Here is a 20,452-nt window from a genome sequence, read left to right as displayed (position 1 = left end):
GTGAGGGCCCCTCCGGATCAGGAGGGGCCCTCTGTCATGTGCTCAGAGGCTGTACTCCCGTACCACCCGCCGCACTTGGGCGAAGAGCATGCCCACGTTCACCGACTTGCGGCACACGACCACGGCCACCACGTCCTGTTGCTCGGTCAGCCGTACGAACAGGTGCGTGAGGTTCTCGCTGTTGACGAGGATCTCCTGGAAGAAGTGGTTGTCGCTGCTGTTCCCGCGACGCTCCTTGAAGACGTCCTCGATCATCACCACCGTCCGCCCCTGGAAGAGGTCGAGCGTCGCGCCCGCCAGCAGGTCCAGCACCTCCGGCGGATGGTTCTCGACGGTCTCGTAGGAGAGCAGCATGCCGGTGGACATGTCGACGACGCCCGAGGCGACGCAGTCGGGGGCATCGGTACGCAATGACTTGACCAGGCCCATCACCTGGTCGGAGAAACCGGGGGTCATACGCTTCGTCGCCATCCCTTCAGACTCCTTCCGCTGCCTTGTGCGTGAGGATCGAGCCGATACGGTCGAGAGCGGGCTGGGTCGCCCGGTGCAGTCGGTCGACATCCATGCCCTCGTCGCCGAGGACGACCATCAGGGCGGTGTCGCCGACCGCGTAGAAGGCCGCGCAGCCGTGACTGCCGTACGTCACGGTCTGGCGCAGGGTGCCGCGGTCGGTGGCTTGGGCGGTGCGGCGGGCGAGCCCGAGGCCGGCCGCGGCGAGGGCGGCGAGGCCCTCCGGGTCGATGGAGTCGGCGGTGTCGGCGGCGATGAGCAGTCCGTCGGCGGCGGCGAGCGCGGTGTCGGTGATGCCGGTCACCTGTTCGCGCAGTCCTCGCATTTCCAGTGCCAGGGCTTCATGATCCATGTATTCAACTCCCCAATTTCTGTTCACATCTGTTCGGCTTCGTCATTTCGGGGCTCCGTTTCGCATCCGAAAGAATCCGCCGGGTTTACGGCGGGGCAGGGTGCCGGGGACGAGTGGGGGCGCGGCGGGGGGCGTCGGTTCGCGCTGCCGGACGCCCTGACCGTCGGGAAAGGGACGGACCGGGATCGGGGTGGGCTCGTCGCCGCATTCCAGGAGCCCCTCGTCGAGCATCCGGGCCATCTCGACGGTGACGGTGTAGACGCCACGTCCGGTGCGGAAGGCCAGGTCGCGGGCGGTGCTGCGGCCGTCGGCCTGGGTGAGCAGGTCGCGCTGGAGCGCGGTGACGGGGCCGGAGTCCGGCAGTGGGACCGGGGTGGGGCGTTCCCGGTCGGGGTGGACCGGGCGGGGCAGCGCGGCCAGGGCGGTGAGCCGTCGCAGGGCGTCCTGCAACAGCCGCCTCGGGGCCTCGCCCACGGCGACCGTGGCGAACGGCTCGGCCTCGGCCACGCGCTCACAGCCGTGCACCCGGCCGGCCAGGATGGCGAAGGCCGCGTCGTGCAGCGCCATCACGCAGACGACCCTGAGCTGGGCGGCACCGGCGTAACCCCGGGCGATCAGCCCGGCCGCGGGCCAGCGCGCGCCGCCCGACTCCCGTACCAGGGCGGCCCACTCCTCGCCGCTGACCCGGCCGGAGCGCAGCAGCAGCGCCTCGGGGCCGGGGGCGCCGGGGCTCTCGGCGCCGACGACCAGCCCGCCGCGCAGATGGAGGGTGCCGCCGGGGGCTCCGGTCACCCTCAGTTCCCCGGTGAACTCCTCGCTCCCGCACAGGGCCAGGGCGCGCGCCAGCAGGTCGTGTCCGACCCGGTCGAGGTCGAGGGAGTCGCGAAGGCCCGCCATCACTCCCCCTGGCATTTCGCACATACGCCTGGCGCGTAGCACTGAGGGGGGTATGTGTATCAGCCGCGGGGCATATCCCGGCCGGGTTATTCCGAGCTGCTCCGACCTGACGGAATTTGAATCGTAGAGCCGTTCAATTCGCTTTGTTCGGTGGCCATTTGAACGATTTCGAGACGACCGTGGCTATGCCTGCTTGTCCGGCGCCGGCGGCTCCACCGGGGCCACGTCGACCGCCGTGGCACCCCTCGGCCGCGGCGACTGCTTCAGCGCCTGTTCCCGGGAGTACGACCGCAGATAGCCGACCACGGTGTTGGTGACGGCGACCAGCGGCACCGCCACCACCGCGCCGCCGATCCCCGCGATCATGCCGCCCGCGGCGACCGACAGGACCACGGCGAGGGGGTGCACCCGGACCGCCCGGCCCAGGATGAAGGGCTGGAGGATGTGGCCCTCGATCTGCTGCACCGCCAGGACGACGACCAGGGACATGACGGCCGTGAACACGCCCTGCGTCACCAGTGCGACCACCACCGCCAGCGCGCCCGAGACCACCGCGCCGACGAGCGGGATGAAGGCGAACAGGAAGATGAAGACCGCCAGCGGAACGGCCATCGGGACACCCAGGAAGTAGATGCCGAGGCCGATGAAGATGGCGTCGATCAGAGCCACTATCACCGTGCCGCGCACATAGGCGGTCAGCGTCCGCCAGGCCCGCGGCCCCGCACCGGCGACGCCCGGCCGCGCCGCCGCCGGCACCAGCTTCAGCGTCCACTCCCAGATGCGCTTGCCGTCGTAGAGCAGGAACAGCGTGGAGAACGCGGCGAGCAGGATGCCCGTCAGCGCCTCGACCACCACCGTCACGCCTTCCAGACCGGCCGACGTGATCTGGTCCGTGTTCGCCCCGATCGCGTCCCGCAGGTTCTCGGCGATGTCGTTGATCTGCTTGTCCGTGACATGGAAGGGGCTGTTGAGCAGCCAGTTCCGCAGTTCGTCGATGCCGTCCTGGACCTGGTCGGAGACGTTGTCGATGTTCTCCATGACCTGCCAGGTCACGAACCAGCCGATCAGCCCCATCACGACGAAGCCCAGGATCGCGGTGAGCGCGGTCGCGAGGCCCCGCGGGAAGCCGAAGCGCCGCAGCCACGCCACCGTCGGCTGGAGCAGCGCGGTGATCAGCAGGGCGGCCACGAAGGCGAGTACGACGAGTTGTACGGCGCTGATGACCCGCATGAGGACCCAGACCGTGCCCGCCAGCACCAGCAGCCGCCAGCCGGCCTCGGCGGCGACCCGCATGCCCCACGGCACAGCCTGCGCGGGGTCGGGGCGGGGTACAGGCTCGGGGACCACGTCATCGACGGGCGGCGGGGGCTCCTCGGGAGGCTCGGCCTCCTCGCGCTCCGCCTCCGCACGGCGCTCGTCCCACCGCTCTCCCACCTCGGTCAGTCCGTGGCCGAGCCGACCGAGCCACCCAGGCACTCGCGACATGATCCGTATCCGTCCCTTTCCCCCGTCTTTCCCCACCACTCTCCCCTGGAGCCTGTGAGTCGTCCGTCAGACCGTACAACAGGCGAAAGCCCCTCACCGTAGGACGGTGAGGGGCTGCGCGAGGTTGAGCGGCGGCCGGGGCCTGAGGCTCTAGTACCAGTGGTTGGCCTGCCAGAACGACCAGGCCTCGCACGGGCTGCCGTAGCGGCTGTCCATGTAGTTGAGGCCCCACTTGATCTGGGTGGCGGGGTTGGTCCGCCAGTCGTCCCCGACCGAGGACATCTTCGAACCCGGCAGTGCCTGGAAGAGGCCGTAGGCGCCGGAGGAGGGGTTGACCGCGGTGTACTTCCAGCTGGACTCGTGGTCCACGATGTTGCTGAAGCACTGGAACTGGGCGCTGGGCACCATCTGGCGTGCCATCGCCTGGATCTGTGCGATGGAGTACGAGCTCTGGACGGGGAAGCTGGAGGCGTCCCGGGAGGCCGCGGTCTTGGCCTCGGCGCGCTCCTTGGCTTCCTTCGCCGCCTTCTCGGCCTGTTCCTTCTTCTCGACGGCCGACTGGGCGGCGGCCTTGCGAGCCGATTCCTCGGCGTCCTTCTTGGCGCTCGCGTCGGCGGCGATGGCCTGGACATTGGCCTGCTGCGTCAGGGACGCGGTCTGCACCTGGGCCTGCTGGCCCGCGGGTATGTCCGCGAGGAGCGTCGAATCGGCAACTGCCGCCTCGGCGTCGTTCGTCTGCGCGGTGCTGCCCGAGGCAACGCCGACGACGCTTCCGACAGCGGTGACCGCGGTGGCAGAGGCCACTGCGAATCCCCGGACCGAAATCGGACTCACACGGTTTCCTTCCAGCATCGCCCGCTTCGGTGACCCTGGCGGACGCAATCTTGCCCCTTGGCGCTGGCCTCCCAACTGCGGGTCACGGGAAGCACGGGCCCGGTGGGCAACTCCCGTGAGGGAGGCGCCGCGTGTAGCTCGGGCGGCATACGACGTCGACTATGGAGTTGAAGCTGGTGTTGCTGTGGTGCCGTACCGCTGGGGGTACAGGTGTGTCGTATGCGGGGCCTGACAGGAGTGAGACTCTGCCGTAACCCGACGCCGGGTGGCAATTCTGAGTTGCGTGTGAAAGCTCACACCTCGTTTGTCCCAGGTGATTTCAGGAAACCCGCACACGCCAAGGCGCCGCCCGGCTAGGCTCACTGGCTTTCCGGACGGCGCCAACTACTGCGTAACCCCTGTGAAGTTGGACGAGAGGGTCAGATCTGACCGTCCTCCAGCATTTCGGTCACAAGGGCGGCGATCTGGGACCTCTCGGACCGCGTCAGCGTGACGTGGGCGAAGAGCGGATGCCCCTTCAGCTTCTCCACGACGGCGACGACACCGTCGTAGCGCCCGACCCGCAGATTGTCCCGCTGGGCCACGTCATGGGTGAGCACCACCCGCGAATTGGCGCCAATTCGGGACAGAACGGTGAGAAGTACATTCCGTTCCAGCGACTGGGCCTCGTCCACGATCACGAACGCGTCGTGCAGCGAGCGGCCGCGGATATGGGTGAGGGGCAGGACCTCGAGCATCCCGCGCGCGGTGACCTCCTCGATGACCTCGCGGCTGGTGACGGCGGACAGCGTGTCGAAGACCGCCTGCGCCCAGGGGCTCATCTTCTCGGCCTCGGAGCCCGGCAGATAGCCCAGCTCCTGCCCGCCCACCGCGTACAGCGGACGGAAGACCATGACCTTCTGGTGCTGGCGGCGCTCCAGGACCGCCTCGAGCCCCGCGCACAGCGCGAGCGCCGACTTGCCGGTGCCGGCCCGGCCGCCCATCGAGACGATGCCGATGTCCGGGTCGAGCAGGATGTCCAGCGCGATGCGCTGCTCCGCGCTGCGCCCCTTGATGCCGAACGCCTCCCGATCACCGCGCACCAGGCGGATGTTGCCCTCGGGACTGACCCGCCCCAGCGCCTTGCCGCGCTCGGACTGGATCGTCAGACCCGTGTGCACGGGCAGGTCGGCGGCCTCGGGGACGTGGACATGGCCTTCCTCGAAGAGGATGTCCACCTGTTCGCCCGGCAGGGTCAGTTCGGACATTCCGGTCCAGCCGGAGGAGTCCGTGATGGCGAGCTCGGCGCGGTACTCCTCGGCGAGGAGCCCGACCGAGGACGCCTTGATCCTGAGCGGGAGGTCCTTCGACACGACGGTGACGTCGAACCCCTCGGCCTGCAGGTTGCGGGCGACCGCGAGGATGCGGGAGTCGTTGTCCCCCAGGCGGTAGCCGCTGGGCAGCACGCTGGGGTCCGAGTGATTGAGCTCGACACGGACGGTTCCGCCGAGTTCCCCGATCGGGAGGGGGGCGTCGAGGCGACCGAACCGGACCCGGAACTCGTCGAGCAGCCTGAGGGCCTGCCGGGCGAAGTAGCCGAGTTCGGGATGGTGCCGCTTGGCCTCCAACTCCGTCACCACGACGATCGGGAGCACGACCTCGTGCTCGTCGAAGCGGCTCAGGGCGTTCGGATCGGCCAGCAGAACGCTGGTGTCGAGAACATAGGTGCGCCGGTCTGGCATACGGCGCTTTGTGCTGGTCACCACGGAAGGACGTACCCCCTCGGATGAGGTCGGGGAGCGACGGAGTGGAGCTGGACCGGTCGACGGCCCGATTGCACGGGCCGGAAACCGGCCCTCCACTGCTTCTTCCGTGCTGGAACCGCACGGTCGAGCTGGTGCAAAGGGCCTCCCGGGCGAACGGCTCCGGTGCCGCCCGCTGAGATCCGACACCCGTGGTTCGGGTGTCGACCTGCTTGGCTTATGCCCTCGAACATGCGCCGCCATGCCCCTGCGGATGACGGCGCGCTGGTGAACTCCTTGTTACTTCCGCCCCAAACGGGGTACGCGGGCGGTTTTCTCAGCCGCCGAAACGCCGGTGGCGCGCCGCGTAGTCACGCATGGCGCGCAGGAAGTCGACCTTCCGGAAGGCCGGCCAGAAGACCTCACAGAAGTAGTACTCCGAGTGCGCCGTCTGCCACAGCATGAATCCGGACAGCCGCTGTTCACCGCTGGTGCGGATGACGAGGTCGGGGTGGGGCTGGTCGCCGGTGTAGAGATGACGGCCGATCGCGTCGATGGTGACGGAATCGGCGAGCTCCTCCAGCGAGGTGCCCTTGTCGGCGGCGTCGAGCATCATCGACCGCATGGCGTCCACGATCTCCTGACGACCGCCGTAGCCGATGGCGAGGTTGACGAGTATCCCGTCGATATGGGCGGTGGCCTCCTCCGCCTCCTTCAGCGCCATCCGCATCGGCGAGGGCAGCAGGTCGGGCGTGCCGACGTGGTGCACCCGCCAGCGGCCGTCCGCGGCGAGCGTGCGGACGACGTCCTCGATGATGCCCAGCAGCGGGCCGAGTTCATCCTGGGGCCGGTCGAAGTTGTCCGTCGACAGCAGCCAGAGGGTGACGACCTCGACGTCGGTCTCGGAGCACCAGCCGAGGAACTCCTCGATCTTCTCGGCACCCGCGCGGTGACCGTGCACGGTGGTGGCCTTCGCGGCCTTCGCCCAGCGGCGGTTGCCGTCCATGATGACGCCGATGTGCTTGGGCACCTGAGCGTGGTCCAGGTGGCCTTCCACCCGGCGTGCGTACAACCTGACCAGCAGGCCGCGCAGCTTGTCGCGCAGGTTCACGTTCTTGTCAGCCCCTCCGTACGGTGCGGTCCCCGCGGGCGGAAGCCTACCGCTGTGGTGGAGGGGGACTTGAGCGCGGGTCGAGGGGCTGGGGTTGTGGCTGGTCGGGTGGCCGGGGTCGCGGGAGAGGGCGGCGGGGCGGGGCGTGGACGGTGCGGCGACCGGCCGGATGCACGGGCGGCTCGTTCATGGAGCCGGGCGGGCGACTCGCCAGGGGCTGATCCGGCGACTGGTCCGGCAGCCGGCCGCGGGCACAAAAAAACGGGCCGGTCCGTGGGGGGGAGACGGACCGGCCCGAGGGGGGGTTTCCACCATAACCCTTCGTAAGTGATGCTGCGTGCATCGGCGTGCCACAACTACTCTCCGGAGTCGGGCGGCGACGGGCCGAGGGCGGGGGAACGGCCCGTTCAAGGGGGATTCATGGCCGGAACACGGCGGATTCCCTGGGCATTCGGGTGGCATCCACGGAGAACCGGAGGATTCGGTACGGCGTGAGGGTTGCTCGGCGACTTGCTCTCGCATCCCCCGCATGGGTGACCCCGGCCGAGAGCCCCCGCTTGACGCGATGAGCTGGGAAGGCACGGCACCGCGCGGCCCCCTCCACCGCGCGGTACCACCCCGCGCAGCTTTGCTGACGCGAATTGCCTTGGTCTGAACTTACGTGAGAGCAGGGTAAGAAGCGAGCCAATGGTGATAACGATGTGGAAACCTCGTGAATCCCATGGATGCGAAGGGGGAATGGGGAGCTGATGCGCCGATTGCCCGATTTGCACGAAGCCAGGATTCTTCACCTAGCGGCGGCATAGAGGTCAATATCTGACCTCATTCGGGCCTAGCGTCGGCTCATGACGGTGAGAATCACATGGACCGAGGCAAGCGCACGCCGACTCGACCGGCAGTTCCTGGCCACTTCCGCGAAGCAGGGCACTCCGGTCGCCGAGGTGGTCTCCGCGATGCTCGGGGCGCACGCGCAGGTGCTGTCCGCGGCCGAGCTGTCGGTGGGGGTGCGGACCACGGGGGTGACGCGGGCGGACGTGCGCGGGGCGCTGTGGGAGGACGGGTCGCTGGTGAAGACGCACGGCCCGCGCGGAACCGTGCATCTGCTTCCCGTGTCCGAACTCCCGCTGTGGTGCGCCGCGTTGCCGGCCGTCCCGTCCGCCCCGGTCTTCGCGCAGGACGTGCGGGTGACCGAGGAGCAGGCCGACCTGATCGTGGCGGCGATCGCGGACGCCCTGGAAGGGGTGTGCCTGACCGTGGACGAACTGAACGAGGAGGTCGTGGCGCGCACCGGCGCGTGGGCCGGTGACCTGGTGATGCCGGCCTTCCAGACCCTGTGGCCGCGCTGGCGGCAGGTCCTGCACCGGGCGGGCTGGTCCGGCGCGCTCTGCTTCGGCCCGAACCGGGGCCGCAAGGTGACATACACCCGCCCGCCGCACTTCGACCCGCTGCCCGCGGAAGAGGCGGTACGGACTCTCGTACGCCGCTATCTGCACGCCTACGGACCGGCGACCCCGGCGTGGTTCGCCAAGTGGCTTGCGGCGCCGGGTGGTTGGGCGTCCGCTGTCTTCGCGCGCATGGCGGAGGCCGGGGAGATCGAGGAGGTCGACCTCGAGGGCACGGTCGCGTGGGTGGAGAGGGACGACACCGAGTTCTCTCGGGACCCTCGCGACAGGCTGCAGGGCGTCCGACTGCTCCCGTACTTCGACGCGTACGGCATCGCCGCCCAGCCGCGTGAGCTGCTGTTCCCCGGCGCCGCGTACCGACGGGCCCTGGCGGGCGGCCAGGCGGGCAACTTCCCGCTCCTCCTCGTCGACGGCGTGGTGGCCGGCGTCTGGCACCAGCGGCGCCGGGGACGTCGTACGACGGTGACGGTGGAGCCACTGGGGCGGCTGACGGCCCTGCAGGAACGGGAGTTGGGCGAGCGGGTGGAGCGGGTGGGTGAAGTGCTGGAGGCGGAGGCGGAGTTGGTGATCGGGGAGGTGACGGTGGGGCCGCACGCGTGAGGGGGTGCGCGGCATGGGCAGGTCGTACAGGTCACTCGGGCTTGCGCGCGTCGAAGAGGTGACGGGTGCTGTGGGCGACGAAGGGGCCCTCGGACTCGATCCGCTCGTGCAGGGAACGGAGTTGGGCGTCGTACGCCTCGACCGTGAAGTCCGGGACCATCCACACCACCTTGCGCAGGAAGTGCACGACGGCCGCGATGTCATGGAACTCGATCCGCAACCGCTCCGCCCGCAGGTCGACGATCTCGAGCCCGGCGGCCTCGGCGCCGGCGCGCTCGCGGTCGGGGTGCCGGTCGGAGCTCTGCTCGGCCGGGAGCGGGCCGAGGAAGTGCTCGACGAGCTCGAAGACACTGCGCGGGCCGACGTGCTGGGCGAAGTACGTGCCGCCCGGCTGGAGCACGCGTGCGATCTCGGGCCAGTTCGGGGCGACGGGGTGCCGGCTGGTGACGAGGTCGAAGGCCGCGTCGGCGAAGGGCAGGGGCGCGTCCTCGGGCGACGCGACGACGGCGACGCCGCGGGGGCGGAGCAGCGCGGTGGCCTTGGCGACGTTGGGCTCCCAGCCCTCGGTGGCGACGACAAGCCGCGGCGCCTGCGCTCCGGCCCGGCCGAGAGCGAAGCCCAGGACCTCCCCTCCCCCGGTCTGCACATCGAGCGCGGCGGTGGCCCGCGCCAGCCGGGCCCCCTTCGCCACGGCATACCCCCACGAGGGCCGCACCTCGCTGGCCCGCCCCTCGAACCAGGAGAAGTCCCACCCTTCGGTGGGCACGGCGGCGCCTTCGGCGATGAGGTCGTCGTAGGTGGGGTGGTGATCGGCTGCCATGGGGGGATCGTGTCAGGGGGGTGGGGTGGGCGCCGCTGATTTAGCCGCTGCCGGGTCGTGGTCGCAGTCGGCTCTCCTGCGCGGCCTGGAGCGGGCCGCGGCAGTGTTCGACGAGATCGACGGTGCCGTCCGCGAAGGCAGCGGGGCGTCCTCGGGCGCGGCGACGACGGCAACGCCCCCTGGGTGGGGCTTCAGCTCACCGCTCAAGGGCGGAGTCGCGCACCCCTGCACAGGTCAACGATGCGGCCGGTCTTCACCATGCCAAGTTGCGCCAGCACAGCAGTGATGGGAGAGGATGCAGCAGCTGGCATGGCCGCCCCTCGTGATCATCTGGCTGGGAGCGGGAAGGAATTTGCGGTGACTGTGCTGGTGAGTTGAGTCCAACGAGAGCGTGCCCGACACGCAAGTGCAAACGGAGAGGCCTATGGGTGAGTACGACCGCCTTGTAGTCGACTACGCACTCCTGGAGTCTTCGAAGACGAATCTGAAAGACATCAAGAAAGCCCTCAAAGACATCGACAAGCACCGCGCCGACGTCCATGACATCTGGGGCCATGACAGCATCGCCGGCAAGATGGACGATTTCGTCAGCAACTGGGACAACTACCGGCGCGAACTACTGGAGAACGTCGAGGACTTGGGCAAGCAAGTAGAGACCGCGCTCAAGAGCTTCGAGAAGCTGGACCTCGATCTCAAGAAGGCAAGCGAGAAGAAGCACGGCAAAAGCGGGGGAAAATAACCAATGGGTACGGGTAAGGGCAGGCGCCGACCGGTCGACTGGCACCCGCTGGCAGAGAAGGACCCGATCCCCGGCGATCCGGAAGACATCCGCGACGAGGTCCGCAGAATGAAGGACCTCGCCTCGACCCTCCGCAACCAGGCTCGCATCCTGCGCAAAGCTGCCGACGGCGACGCACTGCAGGGCAAATACGCCGACAAGATCCGCGACAAGTCCGGCGACCTCGAAAAGCGCTTCCGTGAGACAGCCGGTCGCTACGAGCGTGTGGTCGGCGACCTCGGCAATTGGGCCAACGAACTGGAAGGCTTCCAAGAACGGGCCGACGGCGTCCTCCGAGCGGCGAAGCGAGCCGACGAGGAACACGCTGCCGAGGTGAAGAAAAAGGAAGCCGAGGCCAAGACGGACGGCAAGGACGGTGACAAGAAGCCGTCGGAGGACTCCGATCCCAACAGCCACTTGGCGCCGTACCACAAGCAGCTCAATCAGGTCATCTCCGACCGCGACTCCCGTGCCCAGCACTATGCCGGGAACATCGGCGATGACATCTCGGATGTCATCAAGGACAGCAGGTGGGAGAACTTCAAGGACTGGGTGCACGAGCATGCGGATACGATCAAGACCGTCGTTGAAGTCCTGAGTTGGGCAGCGACCATCATCGGAGTCGTGGCCCTTCTCTTCACGCCGGTCGGATGGCTGGCAACCCTCATCACGGTGACCACCCTCAGTCTCACGGCGCTCGTCGGCGTCGGGCACACCATGCTGGCCCTCTCCGGTGACGGGAACTGGGCGGACGTCGCCATGGACGTCTTCGCACTTTCGACACTGGGATTCGGCAGCATCGCGTTGAAGGGCGTGAAGGCCGCAGCGGCAACCCTCAAAACCGCAAGCAGGGCGGGACGCTTCCAGCGGTACGCGAACCTGCGCAAGCTGCTCAACAAAAACATCATGCGATATGGCACCGACTCCGCCCGCGGCGCGAAAGCGGTGCGGGCGAAGGACGCGCTGCGCCAGATCGGGGCGAAAGAAACACGGCCGGGGGCTACTCGGCTGGAACGCCTGCTGGGCGGTGAGGGGGAGGTCGTCAGCGCATCCAAGTTCGCCAAGGCGATGCGGACCGAATTCGGCGGGAATCCCGATGTAGTGAGGGCGGCCGACGCAGCGGACCAGGCCGTAAGGAAATTCCGCTTCAATTACGGAGCAGCCGCCTTCGTAGACCTCGGAGACAAGGCCGGAGAAAAGCTTGGCGGGGATGCGTATGGAGACGCCAAGGATGTTCTGACACGTGAAGTCGGGAGTCGTTGGTGAAATATCCCCTGTAGGGTTCGATCGGCAATAATCAGGCAGAGCAAAGTTCCACGCTAATTTTTCTGGAGTGGGAGACAGTGGCAACAGTCCCAGCGAAAAGCCCAGAAGAGTCTCGGGCCATGAAATTCCTTGCCGCGTTCACCTTGACACCGATTCTCTGTTTCGCCTTCCAAGACCTCGGAAGCAAGTACGGAGGGATGGACTGGCTTACCACGGGCTACGCGGCTTGGCCAATGATGATTGCACCTGTTCTGATGCTGCTTCTGTTCATCCAGAACCGAGAGCTGATCCGCGACCCGCGGAAGGGTGCCAATTTCTCCCAGACGATCAAAATCGTTTCCTGTCTCTTTCTGATCCCGAACGTATTCGCGGCATTCGGCTACAGCTGGCTGGCCGTGATTTCGGTGCTCTCCACCCTGACGATCCTGGTGGCCGACCGGCAACTCAAGAAGCAGGCCCGCGCGTGAGCACGTCGACCGCTCCCCGCCGCTATGAGCTCGTCCTGCCACCCGGCTGGGTCCGCATCCCGCTGCGCGAGGGCACGAAGGAGGCGCTTGAGAGCGTCCTCTTCTCACACATGGGGCAAGTCCCGGAGGGCATTCCCCGGGACGACGCGATGCGCTTCCGACTGGACATGCGGCGCCAGCTGGAGAAGCAGGCACGCGCAGCCAGAAGAAACGGTGGCCTTGACCTATACCTCCCGGCGCTTCCGCGCGGAGGCATCTTCCTCATGGCCTCTTTCATCGTTGCCGAGATGCCGATCGGCCAAGGTCATGCGGTTCCTCCGCATGCAGTGATCGATCAGTTGACCGACGAGGGTGTCCGCGATGGAACGGCGACGAAGGTCGACGTGGCAGGGGCGCCCGCACTCCGCCGCGACTACCGCTCCATCCCTGACGAGGAAGAACTGCGTTCCGCGCCCGAAGCCGTACAGCAGGCCGCCCTGCCGACGCGGCGGGTCGACTATGTGCTTCCGGTGGCGGACGATCCCGGTCGCTGGATCAGCATCAACTTCTCCACGCCGGGTGACGGCGACATCGACAGTGAATTCACCGACGTGTTGGTCGAGTTGTTCGACGCGGTGGTCGGCACGTTCAAATGGAGTTACGAGTGAGCTGGCTCAACGTCAAGCACGCCATGGATCTGTCCCCTTGGATCCGCATCCCGCTCATGTGGCCGGAACCCGGGCTTGAGGACGTGGAGGAGGCGCAAACACCTGAGGCGTGGGCGCGCTACTTCGCCGAGGGTCTCTGGGAGGACTTCGCGTCGGAGAAGCCCGAGCCGGGCGAAGTCGACCTTCTGACCGACATCCTGTTGATGTACGCCATCAGGGCTCCGGCAGCGTTTCCGGACTTTGAGGTCTTCCTCCATCTCCCACACCCACGGGAGATTCCGCTTCCCGCGTACGTCGATCTGGTGGAGATCGAAGAGGGTGAAAACCGGCAATCGGCACTGCGTGAGCTGACCCACGCCGATGCGAGCTACGCCGTCGAGCCCCCTGTCGTCGAGGACTTCGACTCCCCGTATCTGGGCGCCGGCCTGCGGGTGTTGCGCTACTACCAGGACGAGGACAGCAACGAGGTGCACGTCGGCCTCCGTTACGCCTGGCGCTACGAGAAGGGCACGGAAGCCGCAGACGTTTTGATCATCCTGGCCGATCCGGACGCCGGCCGGATCCTCCGTGCTCTCGACGATGTCGACGAATTCGCCTGCACCATCCGGATCAGCCCGGATGAGGAAGCGGATACCTGGAAATCCTCTTGAGCCTGCACACGGTGTGCAGGTTGGTCCTTGTCCGAGCAGGCCCCATGAGTTCGACAACGGCTGACCTAGGCCCTGCGCGAACCCGGGTCAACCGCCGTCGTCGTCACGACCGCTCAGCGGTTGACGGCCTGAATCTCCTGTACGACGACATCCTGGTCCGCGCCGAACGTGCCGTCAGGCAGCGGCTGGTCACCGTTGACGTCGGTTCCGGTCCAGTGAATCTTCCAGGTCACGGTGGCCTTCAGCTGGTACGAGCCGTTGCCGGAGGAACGCAGGTATTTCACTCCGCAGGGCGGCGTGTCGCCAGCCTTGCCTTTGGCGTATGGCTCACCGATACGACCGTTGTTGATCTCGCACACACCGGAGGCCGGGTAGGTCACGGCATCCGACGTGCCCGGCTCGATCTTCACCGAGACCGGCTCGGCGGTCGTCGTGGCCGTGATGCCCAGCACCTGGACGCTCGCTGTGACCGACACCGGCTTGAACTCGGCGGCGTCCAGCCATGACCAGGTCGGGAGGTTCACCTTCGTGGTGCCCGCGGGAGCAAGGTCCATCTTTGTGGACGGGACGCGGATCTCGTTGTAGGCCAGCTGCGCGAGGACCTCTGGCGTAATTGCCTCAGGGATGTCGGCCGGCGGATCGTCGCCCGTGTCGACCCAGAAGATGTCCTTGGTACAGCTCAGCGCACCAGGGTCGCCCTCACGGCCGGGTGTGACGAACGAGTCCCACCAGTAGCCCTTGCCGGTCTTGTCCTTGTTGAAGCCCTTCTCTTCGTCGTTGGCGTTGTACTTCTTCCGCTGCTCGGCGTCCCACTCATAGCCCGTCGATCCGGCCTCCCAGATCGGCTCCAGGTACTTCTGGAGCTGTTCGGGGGTGTACTTCGGGGCGTAATAGCAGGCTGGCGGGGTCCATGTCGATGTCGTGGAGGTCACTGGGCCCGCCGACTTACCGGAGCCGTTCTTCGAGGTGTCGAAGACGACGGCCTGCGCGTAAAGACTGCCGTCCTTCTCCCCGCCTCCAGTGTCCGTGTCCTTGCCATTGGTACTACCGCCATGTCCGTAGCCCGCGAACGCCTGTGCCGGACTCAGCAACAAGGCGGCTATTGCAGCGAAAACGACTGCGGCCGCACTCCGATTCTTCACTACTGGCATACCGCACTTCCCCGTTGCGATGTCAGCTTCTCAGTGACCCAGACGCCCTGCTTGTTGACCTGAAGCACGCTGTTGTAAAGGACGTAGTTGTCCTTCGAATTCGACGTCACGTCGGTCTTGCCGGTCTTGAGGCTCTTGTTGTAGGCCTTGTTCTGGTCCTCGCAGTAGACCAAGCCGGCCGTTCCGTTGCTGTTGATCTGAACCTTGGCGCCGTAGTAGCGCTTGGCTCCAGTAATTCGGTCCTTGTAGTCCACAAATTCCTGGATGAACTTCTGGCTTCCCGCCGCCGCCTCTCCCTCGGAGTAGTAGAGGTAGGCCTTGCTCAGTGGATCCTGGTCAGCGATAGCCATGTCGACGGCTTTGATGAACTGCTCGCTGTCGGCCAGCACCGCATCCTTCTTCTCGTTGCCCGTCTTGGGCCAGTCGAAGGTGTACGTCAGATCCGACGGCAGCTCGATCTTCGGACGGTCCGCTGATGAGGTGGACGCAGTCGGCGAGGCAGACGGCTTGCTTCCGGTGTCGGCTCCCGCGATCTTGTCGTTGTCGTCCTTTGAGCTGTCACCGCTCCCGCACGCGGATAGCGTCAGGGCCGCGGTGGCGGTCAGGGCGAGCGCTGCGAGCAGCGTGGGGCGGCGGCGGTTCACGGTCGGCTCTCCAAGTGAGGGCGAGGCTTCTCTTGAGCGAACCAACGCTATCCAGGGGGCAGCGGAGATACCAGGGTGAAGGTTGTCAATCGACGGGGTGTATGCGCCCAAATCGACCGTGTGCGGGTGGGGTTGGGGCGTAACGGTTGCATAACGCGGCCCGCCGTGTGCGTGAGTGAGTGGTTCCAGTTATGAACAAGCAAAGGAGGGGCGGTTTCGATGGGGCGGTTTCGGGACGGGCGGGGGATGTTGGTCGTACGGCGGGAGGCTGGGGGCGCGGTCACCGTGCCCCTGGAGATCGCGGCCTCTTATCGGGCCCGTACCCGGGGGCTGTTGGGGCGGGACTCCCTCGACGGGGCCATCCTGCTGTCGCCCGCCGGCGGGGTGCACACCTTTCGTATGTGCATGTCCATCGACGTCGCCTATCTCGACAAGGATCTCGTCGTCATCGCCGTACGGACGATGAGGCCGGGGCGGCTCGGGCTGCCCCGGCTTCGGTCTCGGCATGTGCTGGAGGCCGAGGCCGGGGTGATGGCGGGGTGGGGGGTTCGCAGCGGAGTGCGGGTGGAGGTCGCCGTGAGCGACGACTCCGCCGCCGGCCGCTAGCGGGACTCCGTCCCGGCCTCGGGGCGGCGGGCGTAGCAGAAGAAGTGGGTTTCCGGGGCCTGGTGGTCGCCGGATGGGTGGAACGTGGTGGTGTCGGTGAAGAGGACGTCCAGGCCGTGGGTGCCCAGGCGGTGCACGTAGTCGTCGGCTGTGAGGCTGCTGACCGTGACGTGGTGGCCCATCCAGGTCATGTCGATGTTGTCGTAGTCGCCGGGGACCGTGGCCATGACCAGGTAGCCGCCCGGTGTGAGCCAGCCGCACATGCGCTTCAGGGACGACTCGACCTCCGCGCGGGACATGATGAGGAGCGGGAAGAAGGCGCACACCGCGTCGAAGCCGTGGGGCGGGGCCTCGTAGGTCCGTACGTCGGCCAGCTCGAAGCGGGCTTCCGGGACCTGTGTCCGGGCGAGTTCGACCATCGCGGGTGATACGTCGATGCCCGTGACCGCGCAGCCCGCCCGCGCCAGGACCTCGGCCACCGGTCGGCCCGTGCCGCTGCCGACGTCCAGGACCCGGGCCCCGCGCGGCAACCGTTCTGTCAGCCATCGCAAGGCCGCCTGCTGGCCGGTCAGGCCCTCGAAGGCCCGCTCGTACCGGGCGCCCAGCGCGTCGAACACCGCCGCCGCCTCTTCCGACATCCGCTCGTCCATGCCATGCCCTTCCGTCCGCCCGCCCGAGCGCCTCTGCGCCGACCGCAGCTCAGCAGCACACGCGTCGGACATCTCTCCACGGCAGGCCACTGGGACCCATCGGGGGCACGAGATCAACTCGGAGGGAGTACGTCGGGGCCGGGGAGACGCGCGTCACATCCCGGGCCTGTCACATCTCTGGGAGGTCATTTCGTCAAAGGGGCGTAGGCATCGACACCAAGCCACAGGAGCTCACCATGGAAGCCCGCCTCAACCTCTTCGAGAACCCGCTCGCCGGCAAGGTCATCCGGTACGTCAACTCGGCGGGCAAGGCGGTCTCGGACTCCACCCTCCCCCACGCCACCCAGGAACTGGTCAAGCTCCGCGCCAGCCAGATCAACGGCTGCGGCTTCTGCACCGACATGCACACCAAGGACGCCGTCGCCGCCGGCGAGACCCACGAACGCCTCCACCTCGTCGCCGCCTGGCGCGAGGCCAAGGTCTTCACCGAAGCCGAACGCGCCGCCCTCGAACTCGCCGAGGAAGGCACCCGCATCGCCGACGGCGCCGGCGGCGTCAGCGACGAGGTCTGGGCCAACGCCAAGAAGCACTACGACGACGACCAACTCGCCGCCCTCATCGCCTCCATCGCCCTCATCAACATGTACAACCGCTTCAACGTCATCATCCAGCAGCCCGCCGGCGACTACCAGCCCGGCATGTTCGGCTGACCGAAGCGGGGCGAACGCGCTCTGGGCGCCGGGGAGTTCATTCTCCCCGGCGCCTTGTCGTCAGCCCTGGGCCCGACGCGTTCGGCCCCGGTCAGCTCTCCGTGCGGGGGAAGGAGACCTCCACCCGGCGGTTCTTCTTGCGGCCGGACTCCGTCGAGTTGTCGGCGATCGGGTACTGCTCGCCGTATCCGCGTACCTCGTAAGTGACGTTCGCGTCGTTCAGTTCGGATTCCAGGATGTCCTGTACGGCGTTGGCGCGCTGTTTCGACAGGACGTCTCCGTGGGCCGAGGTGCCGAGGTTGTCCGTGAAGCCGAAGACGCGGATCCTCGTCGCGTTCTGCTTCTTGATCTCGTCGGCGATCGCGGCGATGCGCGCCTTGGACTCGCCGCTGAGTTTCGCACTGTCCTTGCCGAAGAGGACCTCGGCCTGGAGCGCGAACTTCACGTCGGCGTTGGTGTCTTCACGGCGTTCCTCGCCGGCCTCGTCCTCCACGACCTGCTTGATGTCGAGAACCTTCGGCTCGGCGAGCGTGCCGCCCTCGGGGAGCTTGAGGTCGGGGTCGTTCGGGTCGACCTCCACGGGGGCGGAGGCTGAGGCCTCGGTGCCCGGCGGAACGCTGGGGTTGTCCTCGGCGTGGGCCGTGACGGCGCCGTAGAGGTTCGTGGCGACCATGACCGTGGCGGCGGTGAGGGCCAGGGCGAGGCGTGGGGTCGCCGCTCGGGTGTGGGTGCGGGTCATTGCCGGCCTCACCCGGAGATCTTGATCGTGGCGCTGGAGAAGGTGGGGAGTTGGAGGGAGACGTCCGTGGTTGTGCTCGGGGGGGCGGGGAACTGCATGAATACAGGGAGCTTTTCGCCTGACTTGAGCGTCGTAAGTCCCGTTGTCGTCAGCGGGCGCCCCTCGGTGTCTCGCAGGACGTAGTAGCGCTTCTTCTCCTTGGAGTCCACAAGTGTGGCTCCGCCGAGCGACCTGCCGTGTGCAATGACCTCGGTCTCGTCACCTCGCAAGAGCATCGGAACCGTGACCGACTTGGCGCTGTCATTCGTCAGCGTGCCATTCACGGTGACGAATCCGCCAGAGTCGCGTTGGGCGGTGGTGATCTGCAACATGAGGCCACTCGAGCCCTTCAACTCAGCCTGGACATCGTCCGACTGGCCTTCCTGCGGGCTCGGGTCCGATCCTTCACTCTTGGGCGCAGACGCCGTCGACTCCGGCTTCTTGTCGTCGTCTCCCCCGCCACCGCAGCCGGCCACGCCGAGGGCCAGACCGGCCGCAACGGTCAACGCGACCATTCCCCTGCGGGCCTTCGCCGTGAACCGAATGTCCATGCTCCGCATCCTTCACCAGTCGTCGTTCGCTTGTCAGTCGGCCAGATGGACTTCGAAAAGATCCTCAGGTTCGGGCAGAACTGTGAGGTCGTCCGGGTCCAGATCCCAGTCGCGGTCCTCGCATTCGAGACGCGGCAGTACATCGTCCGCCGCGTCGTCGGCGGGAGGCTCGAACTCGCAGAGGGGCTCGATGTCGGCAGTGGCGGACGCCTTGGACTTCTTGTCCTCCGTGCCGGGGATGACTGACTCCCCCACGGTCTTGTTCGTCTCGACCTCGATCGTGTAGGACAGCGGCCCGTTCGGGCCGCACGCCAGCACCGTGGCCTCGTTCTGGGCCGCCAGCTGGTCCGCGCGCCCGCACGACTGGTCGGGGCCGGTCGCGATGCCGTCGAAGATGTCCTGCCACTTGGTCGGGTCGAGCACGTCCACCACCCACTGTGCCGCGAGCTGGTCCCGCCGCTCCTGGGCCGCCGCGAGGGCCGCCGCGTCGGCGGCCGTCTGCGCTCCGTTCCGGTTTGCCGCGGCCTGGCCGACCGCAAGATACGCGAACGCGAGAAAGAGCAGGCCCCCCACCACCGTGATGTAGATGGGGAACGCCTGCCCTGTGTCTTCGCGAATGCGCCTGCGCATCAGCCGCCCGTGATCTCGCCGATCTTCGTGGTGATCGCATCGGAGATCTGGGCTCCAAAGTCCGTGCTGAGGAGAACGAGAATGATCGCCACCACCACTGCGATGATGCCCAGATACTCCACAGCCGTCTGTCCCCGATCGTCCCGCCCCGCTCGGGCCTTGAGGTACGAGACCGTGGTGTTGATCCAGTTGCTCATCGTGCTCCCCTTGGGTGTCGGCGTGACTAGCGACACGAGGAACGTACGACGAAGCACCCCTCTCGTCACAGGGTCCCAGGGCCCAATTCCGGGCCCAATGCGTGCTCATGACGGCCCCCGGCGTGAATCGGGCGCCGTTCCGAGCCACTTGGCCGCCGCCTCCGCGCGGTTGGTGCTGTGGAGTTTGGCGAAGATGCGGTTGATGTGGTTCTTGACCGTCTTCTCGCTGATGAAGCAGGTGGCGGCGATCTGCTGGTTGGTCATGCCGGAGGCGATGAGGTCCATGATCTCCGCCTCCCTCGTACTGAGTTGGTATCGCGACTTCGAAGACTGTCCCACATCTGGTTGCATTCGCGAAAGCCCTTCCGCAGAACTCAGTGGGTGCTTGGGTTGAGCCACGAATGATTCGTATGCAGTTGCACTTGCCCGGCCCAGGCCCTCGGGGAGGGGCGGACCGTCCGAACCCCGTAGTCCGGCCACCACCGCATGGGCCGCGGACGTCGTGAAATGGGCACTGCCGCTCTTGATGTCCCGGACCGCCGCGATCAGTTGGTCGGCGGTGAACTCGCCGTGGACCAGGTACCCGGAGGCGCCGCGGCGCAGGGCCTCGTGGACGATCTCCGACTCGCTGCTGTACGTGAGCATCAGCACCGGGGCGAGCGGCACCAGGTGCGGGAGGGCCGAGATGCCGTCGACGCCCGGCATGCGGACGTCCAGGAGGACGACGTCGGGGTGGTGTCGGCGTGCCGCTTCGTAGGCCTGTCGGCCGTCTGCCGCCGACGCCACGACCGTTATGTCCTCGCGGCCGGAGAGGAGGGCCGTGAGGCCCGCGCGGACCACCGGGTTGTCGTCCGCCACCAGGACCCGGAGCGGGGCGGGCGGCGGAGCGGGGGGCGGGAAGTCCTCGAAGGGGTCGGGGGGTGTCGTCGTACGGTCGGGCATCGGGGCTTCCTCCTCTCGTGGTCTGCGTGTGGGGGTGCTCGTGGGGGTCGGT

At 67.3% G+C, this 20,452-nt stretch carries 24 protein-coding genes; 8 read left to right on the top strand and 16 right to left on the bottom strand.

Translation table 11 applies throughout. The annotated features are described in order from the left end of the window. Positions 1-42: 42 nt before the first annotated feature. From ABKA17_RS02310 to ABKA17_RS02280, 7 genes are all read right to left on the bottom strand, one after another. Positions 43-471: a hypothetical protein gene (locus tag ABKA17_RS02310; RefSeq protein ID WP_353690100.1), complete on the bottom strand. Its 429-nt coding sequence runs from the start codon at positions 469-471 to the stop codon at positions 43-45. 4 nt (positions 472-475) lie between these two features. Further along, positions 476-862 (bottom strand): roadblock/LC7 domain-containing protein, encoded by a 387-nt coding sequence (locus ABKA17_RS02305; protein ID WP_353690099.1) that lies wholly within the window; start codon positions 860-862, stop codon positions 476-478. A 42-nt stretch (positions 863-904) separates the two neighbouring features. Further along, positions 905-1,759, bottom strand: a complete 855-nt coding sequence (locus ABKA17_RS02300; protein WP_353690098.1) for a MarR family transcriptional regulator — start codon at positions 1,757-1,759, stop codon at positions 905-907. 183 nt (positions 1,760-1,942) lie between these two features. Then, a complete protein-coding gene (locus ABKA17_RS02295; RefSeq protein ID WP_353690097.1) occupies positions 1,943-3,244 on the bottom strand; it encodes an AI-2E family transporter in 1,302 nt (433 codons plus the stop codon). A 150-nt stretch (positions 3,245-3,394) separates the two neighbouring features. Continuing rightward, a complete protein-coding gene (locus tag ABKA17_RS02290) occupies positions 3,395-4,096 on the bottom strand; it encodes an aggregation-promoting factor C-terminal-like domain-containing protein (RefSeq protein WP_353690096.1) in 702 nt (233 codons plus the stop codon). Between the two features lie 401 nt (positions 4,097-4,497). Next, a complete protein-coding gene (gene phoH2 / locus ABKA17_RS02285; protein ID WP_353690095.1) occupies positions 4,498-5,823 on the bottom strand; it encodes an RNA 5'-3' helicase PhoH2 in 1,326 nt (441 codons plus the stop codon). A 313-nt stretch (positions 5,824-6,136) separates the two neighbouring features. Next, a complete protein-coding gene (locus ABKA17_RS02280) occupies positions 6,137-6,910 on the bottom strand; it encodes an isoprenyl transferase (RefSeq protein WP_353690094.1) in 774 nt (257 codons plus the stop codon). An 845-nt stretch (positions 6,911-7,755) separates the two neighbouring features. On the opposite strand from ABKA17_RS02280, the gene ABKA17_RS02275 reads away from it, so the two are divergent. Then, positions 7,756-8,913, top strand: coding sequence for a winged helix DNA-binding domain-containing protein (locus ABKA17_RS02275; RefSeq protein ID WP_353690093.1), 1,158 nt, complete (start codon positions 7,756-7,758; stop codon positions 8,911-8,913). 31 nt (positions 8,914-8,944) lie between these two features. On the opposite strand, the gene ABKA17_RS02270 is transcribed toward ABKA17_RS02275, so the two are convergent. After that, on the bottom strand, positions 8,945-9,733 hold the full coding sequence (locus ABKA17_RS02270) for a class I SAM-dependent methyltransferase (protein WP_353690092.1): 789 nt from the start codon (positions 9,731-9,733) through the stop codon (positions 8,945-8,947). 424 nt (positions 9,734-10,157) lie between these two features. Here ABKA17_RS02270 and ABKA17_RS02265 point away from each other — a divergent pair, with 424 nt between their 5' ends. The 5 genes from ABKA17_RS02265 to ABKA17_RS02245 all read left to right on the top strand — a co-directional run bounded on the left by ABKA17_RS02265 (position 10,158) and on the right by ABKA17_RS02245 (position 13,541). Beyond that, the gene (locus ABKA17_RS02265; protein ID WP_353690091.1) at positions 10,158-10,472 is read left to right on the top strand and encodes a hypothetical protein; all 315 of its coding nucleotides are present in this window, start codon (positions 10,158-10,160) and stop codon (positions 10,470-10,472) included. A gap of 3 nt (positions 10,473-10,475) precedes the next feature. Further along, a complete protein-coding gene (locus ABKA17_RS02260) occupies positions 10,476-11,777 on the top strand; it encodes a putative T7SS-secreted protein (protein ID WP_353690090.1) in 1,302 nt (433 codons plus the stop codon). Positions 11,778-11,896: 119 nt separating this feature from the next. Continuing rightward, complete coding sequence (locus ABKA17_RS02255) at positions 11,897-12,244, top strand: hypothetical protein (RefSeq protein ID WP_353690089.1); 348 nt, start codon at positions 11,897-11,899, stop codon at positions 12,242-12,244. Beyond that, entirely contained in the window at positions 12,241-12,891 is a 651-nt protein-coding gene (locus tag ABKA17_RS02250) for a hypothetical protein (RefSeq protein WP_353690088.1), read from the top strand. Before ABKA17_RS02255 ends, ABKA17_RS02250 begins: the two co-directional genes overlap by 4 nt. Further along, entirely contained in the window at positions 12,888-13,541 is a 654-nt protein-coding gene (locus ABKA17_RS02245; protein ID WP_353690087.1) for a hypothetical protein, read from the top strand. The genes ABKA17_RS02250 and ABKA17_RS02245 overlap by 4 nt, the downstream gene beginning before the upstream one ends. Before the next feature lie 113 nt (positions 13,542-13,654). Here the strand turns inward: ABKA17_RS02245 and ABKA17_RS02240 are convergent, their stop codons facing one another. Further along, positions 13,655-14,692, bottom strand: a complete 1,038-nt coding sequence (locus ABKA17_RS02240; protein WP_353690086.1) for a hypothetical protein — start codon at positions 14,690-14,692, stop codon at positions 13,655-13,657. Continuing rightward, positions 14,683-15,336 (bottom strand): hypothetical protein, encoded by a 654-nt coding sequence (locus ABKA17_RS02235; protein WP_353690085.1) that lies wholly within the window; start codon positions 15,334-15,336, stop codon positions 14,683-14,685. Before ABKA17_RS02235 ends, ABKA17_RS02240 begins: the two co-directional genes overlap by 10 nt. 219 nt (positions 15,337-15,555) lie before the next feature. On the opposite strand from ABKA17_RS02235, the gene ABKA17_RS02230 reads away from it, so the two are divergent. Continuing rightward, entirely contained in the window at positions 15,556-15,942 is a 387-nt protein-coding gene (locus ABKA17_RS02230; protein ID WP_353690084.1) for a DUF192 domain-containing protein, read from the top strand. Here ABKA17_RS02230 and ABKA17_RS02225 read toward each other — a convergent pair. Further along, complete coding sequence (locus tag ABKA17_RS02225; protein WP_353690083.1) at positions 15,939-16,592, bottom strand: class I SAM-dependent methyltransferase; 654 nt, start codon at positions 16,590-16,592, stop codon at positions 15,939-15,941. The two genes, ABKA17_RS02230 and ABKA17_RS02225, sit on opposite strands and share 4 nt — an antisense overlap. Positions 16,593-16,828: 236 nt before the next feature. Between ABKA17_RS02225 and ABKA17_RS02220 the strand changes: the two genes are divergently transcribed. Further along, complete coding sequence (locus tag ABKA17_RS02220; protein ID WP_353690082.1) at positions 16,829-17,302, top strand: carboxymuconolactone decarboxylase family protein; 474 nt, start codon at positions 16,829-16,831, stop codon at positions 17,300-17,302. A gap of 91 nt (positions 17,303-17,393) precedes the next feature. On the opposite strand, the gene ABKA17_RS02215 is transcribed toward ABKA17_RS02220, so the two are convergent. From ABKA17_RS02215 to ABKA17_RS02195, 5 genes are all read right to left on the bottom strand, one after another. Continuing rightward, on the bottom strand, positions 17,394-18,041 hold the full coding sequence (locus ABKA17_RS02215; RefSeq protein WP_353690081.1) for an OmpA family protein: 648 nt from the start codon (positions 18,039-18,041) through the stop codon (positions 17,394-17,396). Between the two features lie 8 nt (positions 18,042-18,049). After that, entirely contained in the window at positions 18,050-18,631 is a 582-nt protein-coding gene (locus ABKA17_RS02210; RefSeq protein ID WP_353690080.1) for a hypothetical protein, read from the bottom strand. Between the two features lie 33 nt (positions 18,632-18,664). Further along, positions 18,665-19,261, bottom strand: coding sequence for a pilus assembly protein TadG-related protein (locus tag ABKA17_RS02205; RefSeq protein WP_353690079.1), 597 nt, complete (start codon positions 19,259-19,261; stop codon positions 18,665-18,667). Then, a complete protein-coding gene (locus ABKA17_RS02200; protein ID WP_353690078.1) occupies positions 19,261-19,458 on the bottom strand; it encodes a Flp family type IVb pilin in 198 nt (65 codons plus the stop codon). Before ABKA17_RS02200 ends, ABKA17_RS02205 begins: the two co-directional genes overlap by 1 nt. A gap of 105 nt (positions 19,459-19,563) precedes the next feature. Further along, positions 19,564-20,400 (bottom strand): response regulator, encoded by an 837-nt coding sequence (locus tag ABKA17_RS02195; RefSeq protein WP_353690077.1) that lies wholly within the window; start codon positions 20,398-20,400, stop codon positions 19,564-19,566. Between the last annotated feature and the right edge of the window lie 52 nt (positions 20,401-20,452).

Source organism: Streptomyces sp. RG80, assembly GCF_040446465.1.
Classification (GTDB): Bacteria; Actinomycetota; Actinomycetes; order Streptomycetales; family Streptomycetaceae; genus Streptomyces.
This window is presented reverse-complemented; position numbering and strand designations above follow the sequence as displayed.

Bases quoted from the DNA above. Each gene is read 5' to 3' on its own strand.
- ABKA17_RS02310 (WP_353690100.1), bottom strand. From the start codon at position 471: ATGGCGACGAAGCGTATGACCCCCGGTTTCTCCGACCAGGTGATGGGC.
- ABKA17_RS02305 (WP_353690099.1), bottom strand. From the start codon at position 862: ATGGATCATGAAGCCCTGGCACTGGAAATGCGAGGACTGCGCGAACAG.
- ABKA17_RS02300 (WP_353690098.1), bottom strand. From the start codon at position 1,759: ATGGCGGGCCTTCGCGACTCCCTCGACCTCGACCGGGTCGGACACGAC.
- ABKA17_RS02295 (WP_353690097.1), bottom strand. From the start codon at position 3,244: ATGTCGCGAGTGCCTGGGTGGCTCGGTCGGCTCGGCCACGGACTGACC.
- ABKA17_RS02290 (WP_353690096.1), bottom strand. From the start codon at position 4,096: ATGCTGGAAGGAAACCGTGTGAGTCCGATTTCGGTCCGGGGATTCGCA.
- ABKA17_RS02275 (WP_353690093.1), top strand. From the start codon at position 7,756: ATGACGGTGAGAATCACATGGACCGAGGCAAGCGCACGCCGACTCGAC.
- ABKA17_RS02270 (WP_353690092.1), bottom strand. From the start codon at position 9,733: ATGGCAGCCGATCACCACCCCACCTACGACGACCTCATCGCCGAAGGC.
- ABKA17_RS02265 (WP_353690091.1), top strand. From the start codon at position 10,158: ATGGGTGAGTACGACCGCCTTGTAGTCGACTACGCACTCCTGGAGTCT.
- ABKA17_RS02260 (WP_353690090.1), top strand. From the start codon at position 10,476: ATGGGTACGGGTAAGGGCAGGCGCCGACCGGTCGACTGGCACCCGCTG.
- ABKA17_RS02255 (WP_353690089.1), top strand. From the start codon at position 11,897: ATGAAATTCCTTGCCGCGTTCACCTTGACACCGATTCTCTGTTTCGCC.
- ABKA17_RS02240 (WP_353690086.1), bottom strand. From the start codon at position 14,692: ATGCCAGTAGTGAAGAATCGGAGTGCGGCCGCAGTCGTTTTCGCTGCA.
- ABKA17_RS02230 (WP_353690084.1), top strand. From the start codon at position 15,556: ATGGGGCGGTTTCGGGACGGGCGGGGGATGTTGGTCGTACGGCGGGAG.
- ABKA17_RS02225 (WP_353690083.1), bottom strand. From the start codon at position 16,592: ATGGACGAGCGGATGTCGGAAGAGGCGGCGGCGGTGTTCGACGCGCTG.
- ABKA17_RS02220 (WP_353690082.1), top strand. From the start codon at position 16,829: ATGGAAGCCCGCCTCAACCTCTTCGAGAACCCGCTCGCCGGCAAGGTC.
- ABKA17_RS02215 (WP_353690081.1), bottom strand. From the start codon at position 18,041: ATGACCCGCACCCACACCCGAGCGGCGACCCCACGCCTCGCCCTGGCC.
- ABKA17_RS02210 (WP_353690080.1), bottom strand. From the start codon at position 18,631: ATGGACATTCGGTTCACGGCGAAGGCCCGCAGGGGAATGGTCGCGTTG.
- ABKA17_RS02205 (WP_353690079.1), bottom strand. From the start codon at position 19,261: ATGCGCAGGCGCATTCGCGAAGACACAGGGCAGGCGTTCCCCATCTAC.
- ABKA17_RS02200 (WP_353690078.1), bottom strand. From the start codon at position 19,458: ATGAGCAACTGGATCAACACCACGGTCTCGTACCTCAAGGCCCGAGCG.
- ABKA17_RS02195 (WP_353690077.1), bottom strand. From the start codon at position 20,400: ATGCCCGACCGTACGACGACACCCCCCGACCCCTTCGAGGACTTCCCG.